The 18541-nt window shown below is 63.6% G+C and carries 14 protein-coding genes; 4 read left to right on the plus strand and 10 right to left on the minus strand.

The window, feature by feature from the left end; translation table 11 throughout:
- The first annotated feature begins 146 nt into the window (after nucleotides 1-146).
- On the plus strand, nucleotides 147-1016 hold the full coding sequence (locus B9Z01_RS17170) for a MurR/RpiR family transcriptional regulator (RefSeq protein ID WP_085485142.1): 870 nt from the start codon (nucleotides 147-149) through the stop codon (nucleotides 1014-1016).
- Between the two features lie 307 nt (nucleotides 1017-1323).
- Nucleotides 1324-3492, plus strand: a complete 2169-nt coding sequence (locus B9Z01_RS17175; protein WP_208626054.1) for a gamma-glutamyltransferase family protein — start codon at nucleotides 1324-1326, stop codon at nucleotides 3490-3492.
- A gap of 37 nt (nucleotides 3493-3529) precedes the next feature.
- Here the strand turns inward: B9Z01_RS17175 and B9Z01_RS17180 are convergent, their stop codons facing one another.
- The 4 genes from B9Z01_RS17180 to B9Z01_RS17195 form a co-directional block, all read right to left on the minus strand.
- Nucleotides 3530-4192, minus strand: coding sequence for an aspartate/glutamate racemase family protein (locus B9Z01_RS17180; RefSeq protein WP_085485144.1), 663 nt, complete (start codon nucleotides 4190-4192; stop codon nucleotides 3530-3532).
- A 15-nt stretch (nucleotides 4193-4207) separates the two neighbouring features.
- A complete protein-coding gene (locus B9Z01_RS17185) occupies nucleotides 4208-5635 on the minus strand; it encodes an MFS transporter (RefSeq protein WP_085485145.1) in 1428 nt (475 codons plus the stop codon).
- 371 nt (nucleotides 5636-6006) lie between these two features.
- Nucleotides 6007-6810, minus strand: coding sequence for a MurR/RpiR family transcriptional regulator (locus B9Z01_RS17190; RefSeq protein ID WP_244196047.1), 804 nt, complete (start codon nucleotides 6808-6810; stop codon nucleotides 6007-6009).
- Between the two features lie 195 nt (nucleotides 6811-7005).
- Nucleotides 7006-7299, minus strand: coding sequence for a hypothetical protein (locus B9Z01_RS17195; protein ID WP_143808961.1), 294 nt, complete (start codon nucleotides 7297-7299; stop codon nucleotides 7006-7008).
- Between the two features lie 325 nt (nucleotides 7300-7624).
- Here B9Z01_RS17195 and poxB point away from each other — a divergent pair, with 325 nt between their 5' ends.
- Nucleotides 7625-9346, plus strand: coding sequence for a ubiquinone-dependent pyruvate dehydrogenase (gene poxB / locus B9Z01_RS17200; RefSeq protein ID WP_085485150.1), 1722 nt, complete (start codon nucleotides 7625-7627; stop codon nucleotides 9344-9346).
- A 137-nt stretch (nucleotides 9347-9483) separates the two neighbouring features.
- On the opposite strand, the gene B9Z01_RS17205 is transcribed toward poxB, so the two are convergent.
- The gene (locus B9Z01_RS17205) at nucleotides 9484-10893 is read right to left on the minus strand and encodes a four-carbon acid sugar kinase family protein (protein ID WP_085485152.1); all 1410 of its coding nucleotides are present in this window, start codon (nucleotides 10891-10893) and stop codon (nucleotides 9484-9486) included.
- A gap of 55 nt (nucleotides 10894-10948) precedes the next feature.
- Complete coding sequence (locus B9Z01_RS17210) at nucleotides 10949-12226, minus strand: ribulose-bisphosphate carboxylase large subunit family protein (protein ID WP_085485154.1); 1278 nt, start codon at nucleotides 12224-12226, stop codon at nucleotides 10949-10951.
- A gap of 285 nt (nucleotides 12227-12511) precedes the next feature.
- Between B9Z01_RS17210 and B9Z01_RS17215 the strand changes: the two genes are divergently transcribed.
- Nucleotides 12512-13399, plus strand: coding sequence for a LysR substrate-binding domain-containing protein (locus B9Z01_RS17215; RefSeq protein ID WP_085485730.1), 888 nt, complete (start codon nucleotides 12512-12514; stop codon nucleotides 13397-13399).
- Between the two features lie 6 nt (nucleotides 13400-13405).
- Here B9Z01_RS17215 and B9Z01_RS17220 read toward each other — a convergent pair whose 3' ends face one another.
- From B9Z01_RS17220 to B9Z01_RS17235, 4 genes are all read right to left on the minus strand, one after another.
- Nucleotides 13406-14164 carry an SDR family NAD(P)-dependent oxidoreductase gene (locus B9Z01_RS17220; protein ID WP_085485156.1) on the minus strand — a complete coding sequence of 253 codons (759 nt, stop codon included), beginning with the start codon at nucleotides 14162-14164 and terminating at the stop codon, nucleotides 13406-13408.
- Nucleotides 14165-14297: 133 nt separating this feature from the next.
- Nucleotides 14298-16202 (minus strand): TRAP transporter large permease, encoded by a 1905-nt coding sequence (locus tag B9Z01_RS17225; protein WP_085485158.1) that lies wholly within the window; start codon nucleotides 16200-16202, stop codon nucleotides 14298-14300.
- On the minus strand, nucleotides 16199-17230 hold the full coding sequence (locus tag B9Z01_RS17230) for a TRAP transporter substrate-binding protein (protein ID WP_085485160.1): 1032 nt from the start codon (nucleotides 17228-17230) through the stop codon (nucleotides 16199-16201). Before B9Z01_RS17230 ends, B9Z01_RS17225 begins: the two co-directional genes overlap by 4 nt.
- 156 nt (nucleotides 17231-17386) lie before the next feature.
- On the minus strand, nucleotides 17387-18499 hold the full coding sequence (locus B9Z01_RS17235; protein WP_085485162.1) for a zinc-binding dehydrogenase: 1113 nt from the start codon (nucleotides 18497-18499) through the stop codon (nucleotides 17387-17389).
- Nucleotides 18500-18541 lie beyond the last annotated feature (42 nt).

Raw genomic sequence — 18541 nt, forward strand, 5'->3', positions numbered from 1 at the left:
GATTTCTCCATCAGAAATGTAGAAGAACCAACAATCAAGCAAGGGTAAATGCTTATTTTTTAAATCTTTCCCCTACAAATTCTTGCAATATACAATCGCACTGTAAAGAAACCTACCATTCACCAACAAAGCGTAAGCAAGTTTGGATGCGTGATCCGATCAGACTGCGAGTGCAACAGAAGGTACCGGACTTCACTCCATCAGAGTTGAAGATCGCGAACGTTTTGCTCAGCAGCTACCCAAGCTCGGGATTGACCTCGTTGTCCAACCTGGCGGCGCAAGCCGGGGTCAGCGATCCGACGGTTTACCGGATGCTCGTCAAACTCGGCTTCGACGGCTTCCCCGAGTTTCAGCAAGCGCTGCTCGCCGAGGTCGACGAACGCATGAATTCGCCGCTCTCCATGCTGGAGGGACTGGCTCCCGACTACACCGACGATGACGTGCAAAAAAGCGTGTTTCGGCATCTGGCGGTTTCGCTCGCGAAAGTCGCCGAACAAGGCGCGAGCGCTGACTTCCGCGCGGCCATCGATCTGCTCGCCGATACCCGTCAGACAGTTCTGTGCTGCGGAGGCCGGGCAAGCGCATTTCTCGCGTGGCGACTCGCCTCGCACCTCAATCAGATTCGTCCGCGGACCATGCAGATCGAGCCGTCGATCGACCGCGCCAGCGCCAGCCTGATGGACATGACGCCAGGCACCGTGCTTGTCGTGTACGACTTTCGCCGGTATCAGGAAACCGTCGTCCACTACGCGCTCGAGGCAAAAAAACGTGGCGCGAGGATTGTCCTCTTTACCGACGAGTGGAAGTCGCCTATTTCCAGCGTCGCCGAGATCACGCTCACGAGCGCGGTGCAGAACCTGTCGCCATTCGACACCAAGGTGCCCGCTCTGGCGCAATGCGAGGCCTTGATGGCTGCGCTGCTGCGCGCAATACCGGAACAGGCCAGAACGCGCATGCGCGAACTCGAAACGCTGAGGCAGATTGAGGGAGCGCGGCGCAGCGAACTCGCAGAATGACAACGCACTGCACAACCTGACGCTATCGATGACGAAAACGAAGACAGAATCCGGTCTGAAACGCACATCCCGATTCCCGCCCGATTGAACATCTGCATGCTTGCAGTAGCACACGTTTCGAAGTACCCCGGCTGCCATCAGCGATCGAGCGCTATGGAGTCCTGATAGAAAGCCATAGGCAGTTTTTGCTTTAGACCCGTTGGCATCCGGTAACGGCACGCCGCCTGGTATCGCCAGGCGTTATCCATTTCAAATCAATAAGAGGTGCGGGAAGACCATGAAACACGGAAAGTATGGAAATCGGGCTATGACACGCGCGTCGCTGCTCATGACTTGCGTTGCCCTCGCGTCGTGCGGGGAAGGTCTTTCATTGGGCACGACGGCCACGGACACGCCACCGGCGAGCGCACCGGCCGGAGCCACCCGTCAGGTCAAGTTCGACCCCGCGCTGTGCACGCCCCAGGCCAACGCGCCATATGGTCAGACGGTCGGTATCACGGGCACCAACATGATGGTGACCTCGGCGGACATCAACGCGTCGGCGGCCGGCTGCAAGATTCTGGCGACCGGCGGCTCGGCGATCGATGCAGCGATCGCGGTGCAAGGCGTACTCGCGGTGGTCGAGCCTTTTGCCTCGGGCCTGGGCGGAGGGAGTCTGATTACGTATTACGACGCCGCGACGAAGAAAGTGCGCGCATTCGACGGCCTCGCAGCCGCGCCGTCCACCACCGGCGGTGTGTCGTCGATCTATCAGGCCGCCGTGGCGGACGACCTGAAGTGCAAGTCTGGTCTGAAACTCGGCGACAGCCTTTCGGCCTGGCAAGGCAACACCAATATCACGGGCCGCGCGACAGGCGTACCCGGCACGCTGAAAGTACTCGACATGGTGCATCAGGCCTATGGCAAGCAGGCATGGAACACGCTGTGGACCGACGCAATCAGTTACGCGGCCAACGGCTTCCCGATGTCGAAGTACATGTACTCGACGCTCTACAATGCCGGCACCGACTACGATGAGGATACGGGATTGCCGCTGCCCGCCGGTGGCGAACCCGCATGGATCAACAGCACGGGAACGGCGAAAGGCGCCGTACGTTGCAAGTACACCGACATTCACAATCGCTACTGCGATACGTCCGATCCGAATTCAGCCTTGCCGCTTCCTGTCGGTACCACGATCAGGAACCCGCAGTTGGCCACCACGCTGGCGCAGGTGCGCGATGGCGGCGCTGCCGCGTTCTACGACGCAAATGGCCCGATCGTGGCGGCGATTCTCGCGCGCTTCGCCGCCGACAAATATGTGCCGGGCACCACGACCAACAATTGCTATACGTTGTACTCGTCCACCAATCCGGTGCCCGCGCGTATTCCCAGCCTGATGACGGCTGCGGACTTCACGAACTATCAGGCCATCGAGCGCAAACCGCTGAGCGCTTCACGTTTTGGTGCGACCGTGTACACCCAGCCGGCGCCGTCGTTCGGAGGCACGGTTGTGCTGTATACGCTCGGTTTGCTGGAGCGGAAAAATATGGCCGCGCAGACATTCGGCAGCGAGGAATACCTCTATCTCGCGACCGAGGCCAGCCGTCTCGCAAACATCGATCGTCGTACCTATCTCGGCGACCCCGCCTATTCGAATACGGATGCCCGCGTTCAGGCGTTGCTCGCGGACAGCTATCTCGACAGCCGCGCGGCGTTGATGACCGAAACCGCGTTGCCTTCGGTGACCGCGGGTACCACGGCGCAGGGTATTCCTGCCTATGTGGCGACGGATCCTGGCACCTACGACCCGTTGGCATCGAATCAGGCGCAAAGCGCGCTGCGGCTCGCAAGCGCGGTGAGCAAGCCGCTCACGCGTGCGCAGATTGGTGGTCCGGGACTGCGTAACGAGGACTTCAATACCACGAGCAATGTGGCGATCGTCGACGGATACGGTAACGCACTGTCCATGACGACCACCATCAATACGCACTGGGGCGCTCACATCGAAGCAGCAGGCATGATGCTGAACGACGCGTTGTCGAATTTTTCCGCCGGCGCGGTGGGCAGCGACGTCAATGGCTTTGCGCCTAACAAGCGTCCGCGTACGTCGATTTCTCCGTCGCTCGCGTTCGACGGACAGAATCGTCTGCGTCTCGTCTGGGGGTCGGCTGGCGGTGGCCCGATCCCGGATTACATCGTCAAGGCCTTCCTCGGCAACGTGGTATTCGGGCAGGACCTGCAGGCGTCGCTCAATGCGGACAACTGGAGTGGGCAGGACAGCGCCGACTCCGTTGCCGAACTGGAAACAGGCAAACCGATTGCGTCGATGCTGAGCACACTCACGACCGATCACACCTATACGAGCGGGACGATCGCGCTCGATGGACTGGTGAGCGGTCTGTCCGGGATTGCGGTTTCCTACGATGCCAATGGATATCCGATCTACTCCGGCGCCGCCGATAATCGTCGGAACGGTGCTGCGTACGGATATTGATTCGGTGTCCGGAGGTTTTTCCGTCCGGCGCCGCCGCTCAGGTCTGCATGGATCGCTCGAGCCTCGCTAACAGCAGGCGCATGGCAGCCGGAATCGGTGCAATCACCGGCACCGAAAACTGCCTCGCGAGGTCCTTTGCGGCCTGGCCCAGCGGGCCGCCACCAATGACGACCGCCTCCGCGCGATCGGCATCGATGCACTCGGCGACCGCTCCCGCCAGGGCTTCAAGCAAACGTTCCGGGTTTGCGGCGAGCGCCAGCGGATCACCACTGGTCAGGCGGGTTCCAGTGTATTGAGCGCCGACACCCAGCGCATGGACCTTGGCGTCGATCGGCTCGACCAGATCGGGGGTGACCGTGGCGATGCCGAAGCGCCGGCCGCCATGCGCAGCTTCCAGGATCGAAGCCTCGCAGATGCCAACGACCGGCACATCGACAATCTCGCGCAGTGCGCCGATGCCCGGGTCCCCGAATGCGCTGATGACGATGCCCTGCGCCGTGGCGCCATGCCTGCGCCCGTTCTCGAGCACGCCTTCGGCTGCCGCCTCGAGTTGCGACGCGGTAACGATCATCGGCTCGCCGCGTTGCGCACTCGCCCCTCGAATCGTGAAGCCTCGCGGTGCTTCAGCCTGGGCGATGGCGACCATCATGGCCGTGGTGTCGGTCGACGTATTCGGGTTGATCAGCAAGATATCTGGCATGGTCGTCTGTCTCCGTTATGCGTGGCTCGCCGCTGCGCCCGTGTCGATCTCGGGTTCGGCTGCCGTTTCGTCGAGCTTGTGCCCGTAGGTTTCCGGTGCGAGCCGGATGCACGCGGTGAAGATCGCGTACATCACGGCGATCATGCCGAACACGCCCGCCACGCCGTTCGTGTCGAGCATGCGTCCGGAGATCAGCGGCATCAGTGCGCCCGCGGTCGTGCCGGTTGCCAGGATGAACGAGGTGCCGAACGCGCGCACGCGGGTCGGGAACAGTTCCGGCGCGTAGATCCAGATGGTCGTGTTCAGCATCAGCACGAAGAACTGGAACAGCGCGCCGCAGGCGAGCACCATCACGATGTTCTTCGCGAGGAAGCCGAATGCGAGCGCCGCGAGACACGCGAGTACCGCGCCAACGGTGAGCACGCGCTTGCGCGGCAGGTGGTAGCCGAGCAACGACGCGGCGAGCGTACCCGCGAAGCTGCCACCCTGCATGATGAGCGTATAGACGAGGCTGCGCGTGATCGTGTAGCCCTGCCCGACGAGAATCATCGGCATCAATGTGAGGACGGAAATCTGCGCGCCGTAGGTCATCCAGATCGCGATGCCGACTGATGCGGTGCGGCGCAGCAGCTTGCCGCGAAAAATGTCGAGGGCGTTGACGCGCGCGGTGGCCGGATCCGAAAGGTCGTCGCCGGAAATGTAGGACGTTACCGGGACGGCGCCCGAGAGCTTGCCCGTTGCGAGCTTCGAGAGCACACCGTTGGTCTCGGCAATACGCCCTTTCGACAGCAGGAAGCGCGGAGTCTCCGGAATCAGCCGGCGGTAGAACGCACCGAGAATGGCTGGCAGCACGAGACTGGCGAAGAGCCAGCGCCAGCCGTCGGCGCCCGGAAAGATCGCAAAGACGAGCAGGCCGAAAGCGGGCGCCAGAAAATTGCCGATGCCGCCCGCGCCCACGTTGACGAGGCCCACCGCCGTGCCACGGAACTTCTGCGAGCAGAACTCCGCGAGCATCGTGACGGCAACCGCCACCTCGCCGCCCAGCCCGAAGCCGACGATCGCCCGGCCTACGCAAAGAATCAGCAGCGACGGCGCGATGGCGCAGATGACCGCGCCCAGCGTGAACAGCAGCAGGTCGGCGGTCAGCATCACGCGCCGGCCCCAGCGGTCGGCGATGTAGCCCGACACGAGCCGCCCGACCGCCGCGGCGGCAAACGTGACCGTGTTGAGCATGCCGATGTCGGTGGCCGTCAGTCCCCACTGCTGGCGAAGCAGCGGTGCGATCAGTCCGATGGAGTTCTGCTCGAAGCTGTCGAAGAGACAGCCAATCAGGATGAGCCAGATGATGGTCTTGTGCGCGGACGTGACGCCGATGCCATCGAGCGCGCGGTCGAGCTGCGCGGAACCTGCGAACGACGAGTCAGACTGGACAGGACCACTCATGATCGTTTCTCCGGTTTCCAGCGAAGCGAAGGCCGCTGCGCCCTGGATGAAACGATCCTATGGTTTCAAATTATATCCATCAAGGAAATTTTAATTTCACCCGATCCGTTTCATCTCCGGCCCCGCAGTCGCTGCGCAGTCGTTGATTTTTCAGACGATTATGCTGCACCGGCACGGATCGGCTTCAAGCTTGATTAGCACTCCAGCAGTGCGATGAATCGGGCCGTTTCACCGTGAAGTGGCGCGCGTCAGCGCCGTCCAGCGTGGGCTTGCTCCTTTGCGGTGCAGCGTGAATGTCGAAGTGAAAGAGCGCGATGAAACGATAATTTCATCAGCAAGGACACGTTCCATGCGGTGCGCCGGGCGAAAAGTCATAATTCATCGAGTGCGTCGTGCGCGGTTTCGATCGCGCTCAGGCGCTTTTTGCCGCGATTGCCTGCCCGCTCGAATACCCGCGTAATCAGGACGTTGCACAACCCCATCACCGCCACATGGTTGTCGAGAGGACCAGGCGCCGCGGTATCGCAATGGATGGTCCAGGTTACTCCGCGAGGCGCCGGCGCGTGCTGATCGGCGATATACAGTGTCCTGATACCGGCGCTTACCGCGTAGTCGAGCACGGCCTGGGTTTGCGGGACACGCCGGCGCAAGCCGAATACGATCACCATATCGCGCGGTTCGAGACTGGCCAGATGTTCGCCGACCGTCTCGCCGGCGGCGGGAAGCGTGGCAGTCCGCTCGACCACCTGCTGGATCTGCCAGCGGAAGTAATTGGCGAATGCCTGGCTGCTGCGAAAACCGAATATCAGTACTTGACGCGCATCGACTATCGAGCGCGCAATCTCGTCGACGAGTTCGTCCGAGAGTCGCCCGAGCGTGGCGGTGAGATTCTGCACGCCCAGATTGACGTGCGCCTCGAGCGCATTCGACGCCGAAGACCTCGGCGATGCCGACAGGAAAAGTGGCGAGCCGCGTTCCTTCTCATTGCGAGCATGGCGGCGCGCTGCCTCGAAGCTGTCGTAACCCAGACGCCGCACGAAGCGGCTGACGGTCGCCTTGGACACTTCAGCGAGTACGGCTAGTTCCGCGCCGGTGTAACTCGCCAGATCTCCCGGAAATTCAAGTACGAAGTCGGCGAGTCTGCGCTCGGTCGCAGGTAACTCATCCAGTTGCATGCGAATCCGGCCTATGAACGAACGCTCTTGCTGTGGCATACGGGATCGGCGTGAACGCGCTTCATGAAGTTGGCGCTCAGTATAGTCCCTCAGGAAAAGTGCCTTCGACGAACGGAATCTCCGTACAAAAGGATGACGCGTCCGTCGTTCGACTTTCCCCGGCAAGAACTTCGGGCAGGCAGATAGTTTCCCCAATCAGTCATGTGTGAACCTGGAGACGGACCACTCGCACTCGCAGTTGGTATATACCAGCATGTCGTCACGAAGGGGCTGCACCATGGGACCGCCCAGAAACCTTCGGAATGCCTCGACATCCGCGAGCGTTGCAACGTACAGGTGATACACACACGGCGATCGCACCACATTGGGGTCACGCAGCAGCGTTACATCGAACTCCGCCGCCATGCGTACGAAGTTCACATGTCCCTGAAGCAGCCGCTCAGCCAGAGGCATATGGTGATCGACGTAGTAAGTCTCGTTGAAAAACATGTCGTTTCGGGGAATGTATGTTGCTTTTATGCAGTACATTTGGATTCACTTCCTTCCGCTGCGGGTATGCCGCCGGGCAGCGAAATCGCGCCCGGCGCATCGCGGACCGGGCGGCGAGCCGCGCGATTCCGTATGATGCAGGTTCATGCTAGCAACGGAAAAACACCGGGAATACGTGCGTTTCGGCAATACAGCCGATTTCCTACATCAAAATGCGCGACGCAAATGCGCGCGCGCCGCACGAATCGCGAGCACATCGGTCTGATGCGATGACGAGGCTCACAAACCACTCACAGTTCAACAGCCAATCCACTGGAGGCGAATCATGACTACCGCGGCGGACTATCTGGTCGACACGCTCATGCACGCTGGCGTGAAACGCATATACGGCGTCGTCGGCGACTCGCTGAACGGCATCTCCGATTCGCTCAGACGCTCAGGCGAGATCGACTGGATTCACGTGCGGCACGAGGAAGGCGCGGCCTTTGCGGCGGGCGCCGAGGCGCATCTCACTGGCCAGCTCGCGGTGTGCGCGGGTAGTTGCGGTCCGGGCAACCTGCATCTGATCAACGGCCTGTTCGACTGTCATCGCAGTGGCGTGCCCGTGCTCGCGATCGCCGCGCATATCCCGAGCAGCGAGATCGGCATCGACTACTTTCAGGCGACGCATCCTGAAAGCCTGTTCAAGGAGTGCAGCCACTATGTCGAACTCGTGTCGAACGTCAGTCTGCTGCCGCAGATCCTCACGCGTGCGATGCGGGTCGCGGTCGGGCGGCGCGGAGTCGCGGTCGTCGTGATTCCGGGGGACGTCGCGCTGTCGCCGCTCGTCGCCAAGGCAGCGCCGTGGCTCGTGCCGTCGGCACCGCCCGTCCTGCGTCCGGCCAACGAGGAGATCTCGAATCTCGCTGGCCTGCTGCATGGGGCATCGCGCGTGACGCTCATGTGCGGCGCGGGCTGCGCGGGCGCGCGCGACGAAGTGATCGAACTCGCGAAGCGGCTCAAGGCGCCGATCGTGCATTCGCTGCGCGGCAAGGAATATATCGAGCACGACAATCCATATGACGTCGGGATGACCGGGATGGTCGGGTTCGCGTCGGGATATGCCGCGATGAAGGCGTGCGACATGCTGCTTCTGCTCGGCACGGACTTTCCCTACCGGCAGTTTTATCCGGAAAACGCGAAGATCGCGCAGATCGACGTGCGCCCGGAAGCGCTCGGCAATCGGTGCTCGCTCGATCTCGGCCTGATCGGTACGGTCAAGGACACGCTCGCCGCATTGCTGCCGCTGCTCGACGAAAAAACCGATGCATCGCATCTCGACGGCGCGCTCGCTCACTATCAGCAGGCACGCAAGGATCTCGATGCGCTCGCCGAGAGCAATCCGTCGAGCACGACGATCCATCCGCAATACGTGACGCGGCTTGTGGGCCAGCTCGCGGCCGACGACGCGATCTTCACCTGCGACGTCGGCACCCCGATCGCATGGACAGCGCGCTATCTGAAACTGAATGGACGGCGCCGGCTGGTCGGTTCGTTCAATCACGGCTCCATGGCGAATGCGATGCTGCACGCGATCGGCGCGCAGGCCGCGCATCCCGGCCGCCAGGTGATCTCGATGTCGGGTGATGGCGGCTTCACGATGATGATGGGCGAGTTCCTCACGCTGGTTCAGGCAAAGCTGCCGGTGAAGGTGATCGTGCTGAACAACGGTACGCTGGGTTTCGTCGAGATCGAGATGCGCGCATCGGGCTTCGTCGACACCGGCTGCGACCTCGTCAATCCGAACTTCGCGCACATGGCCGAAGCGATCGGAGTGAAGGGTATTCGCGTCGAAAAACCGCAGGACCTCGAAGGCGCAATCGCAGCCGCCCTCGCGCATGATGGTCCGGCGCTTGTCGACGTGGTCAGCGCGCGGCAGGAACTGATCATGCCGCCCAAGACCACCGTCGACGAAGCGTGGCACTTTGGGCTCTTCATGATGAAGGCGGTAATGGATGGCCGAGGCCGCGAATTGATCGATCTCGCGAAGGTGAATCTGACGCGCTGACCCGCGCGACCGGGTTCGCGTTGCGACTTCCCTGCCCCTCGCGCGCCCGGTCCCGCGAATCGCCCTTTGGCTCGCTGAAGCTGTTCATCGCACGGCCACCCTCGCTCGTGGCAGCCTCATCGTTTCCCTCCGGAAACCTACCCTACCCGCCCATCCCGCGCAGTAACAAAAAACCGCGCGTCGCCCATCTGCCCACCCTTGAGCGCAACCTGCAACTCCCTCAGGTGCGGCAAATCCGACCTCACCCGACACAGCGGCGCTCCCGGCGTCAGGCGCGAATCGATCTCCAGCGCATCGGGCCCGAGCACCTGCGTGACCTGACTCGACGTATCTCCGCCCGAGAGAATCAGCCGCCGCAACGGCCTCGCGCGAAGAATGGCATCGGCCATCGCGCCGAGCCGCTGCCCGAGCATTCGTCCGCCGCGATGCCGTGCATCATCGCGTGTCATGCCGGTCGCGACGAGCGCATCGAGCAAGCCGCCGATACGCGGATCACGCGGCCCACGCGCCGTGTGCATGATGACACTGCGTCCATCGCGCAAGGCATCGAGCGCACGGTTGACCATCTCATCGAACGCGCGCGCGCCTTCCTGATCGTCAATCAACGCGCGCGCGTCGATTTCGATATCGGTGAATCCAGCCGCGACGGCCGCGTCGATCTGCGCGGCGGCCAAAGGCGACGCGCTGCCCGAGAGCACGAGTATCGGCCCGGCGGGTTCCACGCGATCGAACGCGCGCCGCGACGCCGGTAACGTGCCTTGCTCGGCCCACCATTGCGTGAGCGCATATTCGAGCCCCGACGATCCCACGGCGAACACCGGCCCATGCGCCTTCGCGTGCGCGTCGAGCAGCCGTCCGACTTCGGTCAGATGCGCATGCGTCGCGGTATCGAGCAGCAGGCCCGCGGGCGCCGCTTCGAGCGCATCGCGCCAGGAGCGATCGAGCGCTTCACGCTCCTGCGCGAAATGCGGCAGAAAGAAGCCTTCGAGCCGCAGATCCGTTTGTCGTCCGAAATGACGCAACAGGTCGCCTTCGTCCATCGGCGTGACCGGATGCGCGCTCATGATCGGATGACGGTCGATGCGATAGATGAGTCCATCCGTACCCGAGCGCGCGAACAGATTGCCGAACGTGCAATAACGCCCAAGCGCAGGCGTCCCCGCGACAATCGGAATCGTGCGCGGCCCGAAGCGCGTGCGCGCAAGCTCCATCACGCGGCCGATGCTGCCGATATGCGGCGCGCTGTCGAACGTCGAGCAAACCTTGTAGTGGATGAGCGGCGCATCGAGAGATGCGAGCGCCTCGAACACAGGCGGCAAGGCCGCGTCCATTTCCGCGGGCGTCATCGCGCGGCTGTCGCCGGCCACGCCGATCGCGTCGAAGCCGCCGAGCGCCGCGAGCTGCTCGCGCGTCGGCGGCTTCAGAAACAGCGCACAGCGCAGGCCCGCGAAGCTCAGCACTTCGAGCGCATCGGTGGAGCCGGTGAAGTCGTCGCCGTAGAAGGCGAGTCGCAAATTCGGTGGAGTGGGCAACGCGGCGGCGCTCATCGTGAGTTCGGATCGCTTTGATGGAAAGGAGAGCGGCGCGCCGCCCGTCGTCGGTTCAGACCGCCTTGAAGTGCGCGAGCGCCGCGCGCAAGGCGGGATGGGACCGCGCGTAAGTCTCCAGGTCGACGCCCTCGGCCGCGGCTTCCCAGCCTTCGCGCATGCTCGCGACGCCTGCCGCGATACCTTGCGGATGGCCTATGATGCCACCGCCCGCGAGATGCATGAGATCGACGGAGCGCAGCGCCTTGAAAAGATCCGGCGCCTGCGAGGCCCATTGTCCCGACGAAAACACCGGCATCACCGGTTGCACGCCCGCGAAAGGCGCAAGGCACGAACGCGCGGAATCGATCACCGACGCATCCGGCTCCCAGAACTTGCTGCGCACGCCGTTCACGTGCAGATGATCGACACCCGCGAGACGCCAGAGCTTCTGATAGGCCGCGAACGAGAAGCCGAGCTGCGGAAAGCGCGTGAGCGCGCCCCAGCCGTTGCGGTGACCATGAATGGGCAATTGCGCGTGGCGGCGCACGTGCTCCACACCCGCGAACCCGACCCAGTTCACGCACATCATCACGCAGGTGCCCCCCGCGGCGAGCACTTTGTCATGACGGCGCAGCATCTCGTCGATGGTGCCGGAGATGTTGATGGCGTACATCGGCATACGGCCCATCCGGTCGGCATGACGATGCAGCACCGGCATCACCGCTTCCAGGCGCGCATCGAAGCTCGCATACGCGGGATCGGCAAGTAGTTCGTCATCCTTGATAAAGTCGATTCCGGCGGCGCACAGATCGTCGACGATCTGCGCGGTCTGCCCGGGCAGCAGCCCAATGCTCGGCTTGACGATGGTGCCGATGAGCGGACGCCCGAGCACGCCGGTCTTCTCGCGCGTGCCTTCGATGCCGAACGCGGGGCCGGGAAAACGCGCCGCATGATCGGCGGGTAGGTCGATGTCGAGCAGCCGCAGGCCGGTCACCTCGCCAAGCTCGAACAGATTGCCCGCGATGGTGGACAGGAGCGCGGGCAGATTGGCGCCGACGTTGTCGACCGGAAACGCGATCTCGATCTCGCCGCGATAGAACAGCCGCGCGGGCTCCTTGCGCTCGACGAACGCGCTTTTCAGCGAGGGCTCCAGCACGGGCGGCAGCGAATCGACGCGCGCCACGCGGGCGCGGGCGCGCTCCTTCAGATCATCGGTTTCGCCGGGCAGCGCGAGGAAGGTACCGCTCGATTGCTCGCCTGCGATCACCTCCGCCGCTCTCGCGAGCGGCACCGAGCTTTCGACGAAATAGCGCGCCGTGAATTCAGCGCGCGAACGATTATTGTTGGACATGTTATGGCTTCACGTTGCGGCTGGCGCGAAAAAAAGGAGTGCGCCGCATGTCTCCGTATCCCGATGGTTTTGGGTGCGCATGAGGGCGCTGCCGCATGTGCGTTTTGAGGGACTATAAGATTGACGCTCGAAAGCATCAAACGATATGATTTCCACGCGCGATGCGAAAAACTCACAATAACGTCGCGTCCGATCTTTGCCGCTTTCCACTTTTCTTTTCGCATTCCCATCGCGCCGAACTCGATCCGCACGGTGTGAGTGTTTTCGTCGAGAGGTCATCCGCGCGTGCCCCGTCCTTCACTCAACGCGTTACGTGCATTCGAAGCCACTGCGCGGCTGCGCAGCTTCGGCGAGGCGGCCGAGGAGCTGTCCGTCACGCATGGCGCGATCAGCCGTCACATCCGTTCGCTCGAAGACAACCTCGGCGTGCTGCTGTTGCTGCGCAACGCGCACGCCACCGAGCCGACGCCCGAAGGCGCGCAGCTCGCCCAGGGGCTGTCGCGCGCGTTCAATCTCATTCAGGCGAGCCTCGATCAGGTGCGGCCCGGACCGCTCACGCTGTCATGCTCGGCGTCGATCATGATGTACTGGCTGCTGCCGCGCCTCAGCACCCTGCATCGCAAGGAGCCGCAGCTCGAGATCGGCTTTCATACGGGTCACGGCGAAGTGGATTTCGCGCGCGAGAACATCAGCGTGGCGATTCGCCTGACCACCATCAAGCCGCCCAGGGACGTGGAGCCCGAGCCGCTCGTCGACGAATGGATCGGCGTGGTGTGCTCGCCGGAATACATGAGCGCGACGCGCATCACCACCGTGGACGATCTCGAACGCGCCCGCCTGCTCGCAACCGCGACGCGTCCGGCCGCGTGGGACGACTGGTTCGAGGCGAGCGGACACATGCCCGCGCGGCGGCCGGCCATCGCGGAATCGTTCGAGCATTTCTATCTGCTGATCCAGGCCGCAAAGTGCGGGCTCGGCGTGGCGACCGTGCCGCGCATGCTGGTGCGCGGCGAGCTCGATTCGGGCACGCTCGTCGCACCCTTCGGCTTCGTGAAGGGGCCGCGCCAGCTCGTGCTCTGGGTCGCGCCGCATTTGCAGGCACGGCCGCAAACGGTCGCGCTCGTTCAATGGCTCAAGGAAGAGATGCTGCGCGCCGAAGGCAAAGGCGCGTGAGCATGCTTACATCGCGGTGCCGCCGTCCGCGTTGTACACGGCCCCGGTAATGAACGAGGCTTGCGGCGACGCGAGGAACGTGATCACCTCGGCGATTTCCTCGGGCTGCGCGCCGCGCCCCATCGGCGTGGCGGCATAGATCGAATCGATGAAGCCTTCCGGCTTGGTCGCGAGCTGGCGGCGCACGAAGTCGGTCAGCGTGAAAGCGGGCGCGACCGCGTTCACGCGAATGCCCGACCTCGCGAATTCCCGCGCGAGCGATTTGGTCATCGCGAGAATGGCGCCCTTGGATGTCGCATAAGCGGCGGTGCCGAGCATGCCGCCGCCCTTCTGCCCCGCGATCGAACTCAGATTGACGATGGCGCCGCTGTTTTGCGTGAGCATCCGGCGCAGCGCTTCCTGGCAGCACAGCCAGGTGCCGGTCGTGTTCACTTCGATAACACGGCGGAATTCTTCCGGCGTGATGTCGAGGCATGCTTTCGCGCTTTCCAGTCCGGCGCTGTTGACGAGCACGTCGAGACGGCCCCAGCTTCCTACGACCGTTTCGACCATCGCTTTCACGCTGGCTTCGTTGGCGACGTCGACATGCACGGAGATCGCTTCATGGCCGCTCGCGCGGATGGAGGCGGCGGTGTCGGCGGCGGCCGGTTCGCGCAGGTCGGCAATGGCGACGCGATAGCCGCGGCTCGCGAGCAGTTGCGCGGTGGACTGGCCGATGCCGCTGGCGGCGCCGGTGATGATGGCTACAGGTGTCTCGTTCGTCATTTTTTCGTGGCTTTCGTGGCTTTCGTGACTTCGCGCAATGGCGGCTTCGCGCCGGTTGTGCGAAATAGTAGGTTTCGGGTTCGGTTCGAGCAAACGAAATGATCTCCCCGGGTGAGGAGAAAAACTCACTGACTTACTGCGTCCTCAGGAACCCGGTGGAAATCCAGGGCACGGCCGCAATGACGACAATTCCCACGAACAGCGCGACCATGTACCCGATGATCGGCCGAATCCCTTCATCCGGATGAATCTTGCTCACCGCGCAAGCCCCGTAATACCCCACGCCGAACGGCGGTGAGAACAGTCCGAGGCCCATGGAAAGAATCACGACCATCGCATACTGCACTTCGTGAATGCCGACGTCGCGCGCAATCGGAAACAGCAGCGGCCCGAACAGCACGATCGCCGGAATGCCCTCCAGCACGCTGCCGAGCAGCACGAACATCACCACCGAGACCGCCATGAAGCTCACCGCGCCGCCCGGCAAGTGCTCCATGAACGACGCCAGGCTGTGCGAGAAGCCCGATTGCGTGAGCGCCCAGGCCATCGCGGTTGCCGTGCCGATGATGATGAGGATCGCACCGGAAAGCGCCGCCGTCTCGACCAGCATCGGACCGATGCGCTTCCACTCGAAGCGCCGGTAAATCAGCAGCCCCGCGATCAGCGAGTAGACGATGCCCACCGTCGACACTTCCGTCGCGGTCGCGACGCCCTCGACCACCGCGAGGCGAATGACCACCGGCAACGCCAGCGCCGGAATCGAGACGATCAGCGTCTTCATGATCTCCGAGCCCCCCGCGCGCTTCGCCGAAACCGGCTCCACGCCGCGCGTGCGCCACCACACCAGCGCGCACAGCGCGAGCGCGAGGACGAAGCCCGGCAGCAGGCCGCCCGTGAACAGCGCCGAAATCGACACGCCCGTCACCGAGCCGATCGTAATCAGCACGATGGAAGGCGGCACGGTCTCGGTCTGCGCGCCCGTTGCCGAAAGCAGCGCAACCAGTTCGCCCGGCCGCTCGCCGCGCCGCTTCATCTCGGGAAACAGGATCGGCGCGACCGCGGCCATGTCGGCGGCCTTGGAGCCGGAGATGCCCGAGATCAGATACATCGCGCCGATCAGCACGTACGACAGCCCGCCGCGCACGTGCCCGAGCAGCGACGCGAGAAAGTTGATCATCGCGCGCGCCATGCCCGTCATCTCGATCAGCAGGCCTAAGAAGATGAACATCGGCACGGCGAGCAGCAGCAGTTGAGACATGCCCTCGTCCATGCGGCTCACGACGATCTCGAGCGGCATCGAGGTGGACAGCGACAGGTACGAGAACACCGCGAGGCCGAACGAAAACGCGATCGGCATGCCGCTCAACACCGTGAACCCAACCACGCCGACGAAGAAGATCAGCAGATTCAGGTTGCCCAGCGATTGCAGCACCGGGCCCGCCGTGTCGAGCCCGAATACGATCGCCGCCGACACCACGATGCCGGTCAGCGCCGGCTTCCAGCCGAGCGCCAGCAGCTTGACGAGCGACATGAGCAACATGAGCGCGACGCCGTAGACGATCGCGGCCACGCGCAGACCGTCGTTGATCTCGAGCGCGGGCGTCTCGATCATCCATTGCTGCCGGATGTAGGCATACGCCGGCGCGGCGATCAGCCCGAGGAACAGCAGGCTCGCGACCAGCGCGACGGTGTCCCAGAACGCGGCCGACTCCTTGCTCGCGCGATTGACCATCGCCGTCATGCGCATGTGCGCGCCGCGATGCAAGGCGGTCGCGGCGCCTGTCATGGCGAGCCACAGGAACAGGATGCCGGCAAGCTCGTCGCCCCACACCAGCGGACGATGGAACACGTAGCGCGCACACACGCCGCTAAAGAGCAGCACGATCTCGGCAAGCACCAGCAGCGCCGCCGGCACAGCCGCCATCAGCCCGAGCACGCGATCCGCGAGCGCGAGGCCGTGCGGCCTCGAAGGCAGGCCGCGCAGGGTGTCGCCCTCGTGCGCGCCTTGCGGGAAGTCGTCGACGATGTGCGTTCTCATGCCAGTTTCCCGGTGACTTTTTCGAGCAGCGCCCATTCTTCCTCACCGAAAAATTGCTTCTGCTCGGCGTAAAAACCGGATTTCTGCAGCATGTCGCGAAAGCCGCCCAGGTCGGGCGAGTTGAATTGCAGGCCCCGGCCTTCCAGCGTCTTCTGCAGCGACGCGTTGAGTTGCGCGACGTCCTTGCGCTGCAGGAGCGCGTACTCGTTCAGATGCTTCGAGGTGATGTCGCGCACGTTCGACGGCAGCTTCTCCCACGCGGCGCGATTGCCGAGGCACCAGAAGCCGTCCCACATGTGGCTCGTCATCGAGCAATACTTCTGCACTTCGTAGAGCTTGGCCGTCTCGACCACCGCGAGCGCGTTCTCCTGCCCTTCCACGACCCGGGTCTGCAACGCCGAATACACCTCGTTGAAGCTGATCGAAGTCGGCGCGGCCTGGAGCGAGCGGAACAGCGAGATCCACAGACGGCCCGGCGGCACGCGGATCTTCATGCCCTGCAGGTCGCCCGGCGTCTTGATCGGCCTGGAGCTGGTGGTGATCTGGCGGAAGCCGTTGTCCCACACCTTGTCCTGCACGATGAGGCCGGCCTTCGTGATGAGCCCGCGCAGATGCGCGCCGAGGTCGCCGTCGAGCGCGGCGAACACCTGGTTGTAGTCCTTGAACGCGAAACCGACGCCCGTGATCGCCGTCTTCGGCACGAGCGAGGACAACGCGTTTGCGCCCGAGAGCGTGAAGAATTCCAGTGCGCCCGCGCGCAGCTGCGCGAACATGTCCGGGTCGCCGCCGAGCTGGTTGTTCGCGAACACGCGCAGGTCCAGGCGGCCGTCGGTGTCCTTCCTGATCGCGTCGGCCGCCTGCTGGAGCCGCACGTTCAGCGGATGCGACGCCGGCAGGTCGGTGCCGATCTTGTAGCTGAATTCCGCCGCCTGCGCGCGCCTGATCCACGGCGCGCCCATCATGCCCGAGGCGGCAACCGCCACCGTTCCTGCGCTTTTGACGAGGAAGCTGCGACGATCGATTTTCATGGGTTGTCTCCTATCTATTTAATCTGCCGCGACTGGATCCGGCGAGGGGTGTCGCGCGGAAAACGGCTTGTTTTCAAGGGGTGCCGGCGCAAGCCGGCGAATTTACCACTGGAGTTGCCACTGGAGTTGCCACTGGATTTGCTGCTGCGAGATTCCTTAGTCAACCGAAATGACTGGCTTGACCTCTTCGAAGTTCTTCATGCGGGTGAGCGCCGTGTTCACCTCGTCGAGCGTATAGCGGCCCGTAATCATTTCGTGGAACGGGAACGCGTGCTGGTGCTTCTCGAGGAACTGCAACGCGAGCGAGTAGCTGCGCGCGTCGCCGGAGAACGAGCCGATCAGTTGCAGGTTCTTCTTGACGATCATCGAAGGCGCCACGCTCGTCGATGCCTCGCCGAGCTGGCCGACCACCAGATAGCGGCCGCCCTTGCGCGCGAGCGCGAGGCCTTCCGCGAAAGCGGCTGGCACGCCGGTGAACTCCATCACGATGTCCGCGCCGCGCCCTTCGGTATGGGCGAGCACCGTATCGAGACGCTCCTGCGCGCTCGTGCCCTCGACCGGAATGCACACGTCCGCGCCGAAGCGCTCCGCCATTTTCAGGCGCGCCTGCGGCGAGCCGATCACGATGATCTTCTTCGCGCCGCGCACGCGCGCGTTGGCCGTGGCGAGCAGGCCGAGCGGACCCGCGCCCTGGATCAGCACGGTGTCGGTCGGCTCGATTTCGCCAATCTGCGAGAACGCGTTCATCACCGAGCGCAGCGCGCAGCTCGACAGGCTCGCGAGTTCATTGGGCACCGCGTCCGGCACCCGCAGGCGGCCGGCTTGCGGCAGCACGTAGCCGTACTGCGAGAAACCGCCGAGCAGATACGGCGATTCCTCGATGTTCTCGTACATGTACGCGCGGCGATTGGTGCACAGCGTCGGCTTGCGCGCGGTCGTGCAGAAGTAGCAGCCGCCGCAGGACGTATGCGTGTACACGATGCGATCGCCGACCTTCAGCGGCGTGCCGACCGAGTCGGTCGTGACGCCCGCGCCCGCGCGCACCACGCGCCCGACCATCTCATGGCCGATGATGACCGGCAGATTCACCTTCAGCGACAGCGAGCCCTGCCACAGGTGCACGTCGGTGCCGCAAATCGAGCACATCTCGATCTTGACGAGCGCGGCGTTCGGCTCGACCTCGCGCGGCAGCGGCACTTCCTCGATCTTGAGCGGCGCCTTGAATTCACGCAGCACGGCTGCGCGGGAAAACTCGGGAACGGCGGTCATGCGATTCAGTCTCCTGTTGCTTTGTGTTCGAAGCGTTGGCCT

Origin of the sequence: Paraburkholderia susongensis, from assembly GCF_900177725.1 — a bacterium.
Lineage (GTDB): Bacteria > Pseudomonadota > Gammaproteobacteria > Burkholderiales > Burkholderiaceae > Paraburkholderia > Paraburkholderia susongensis.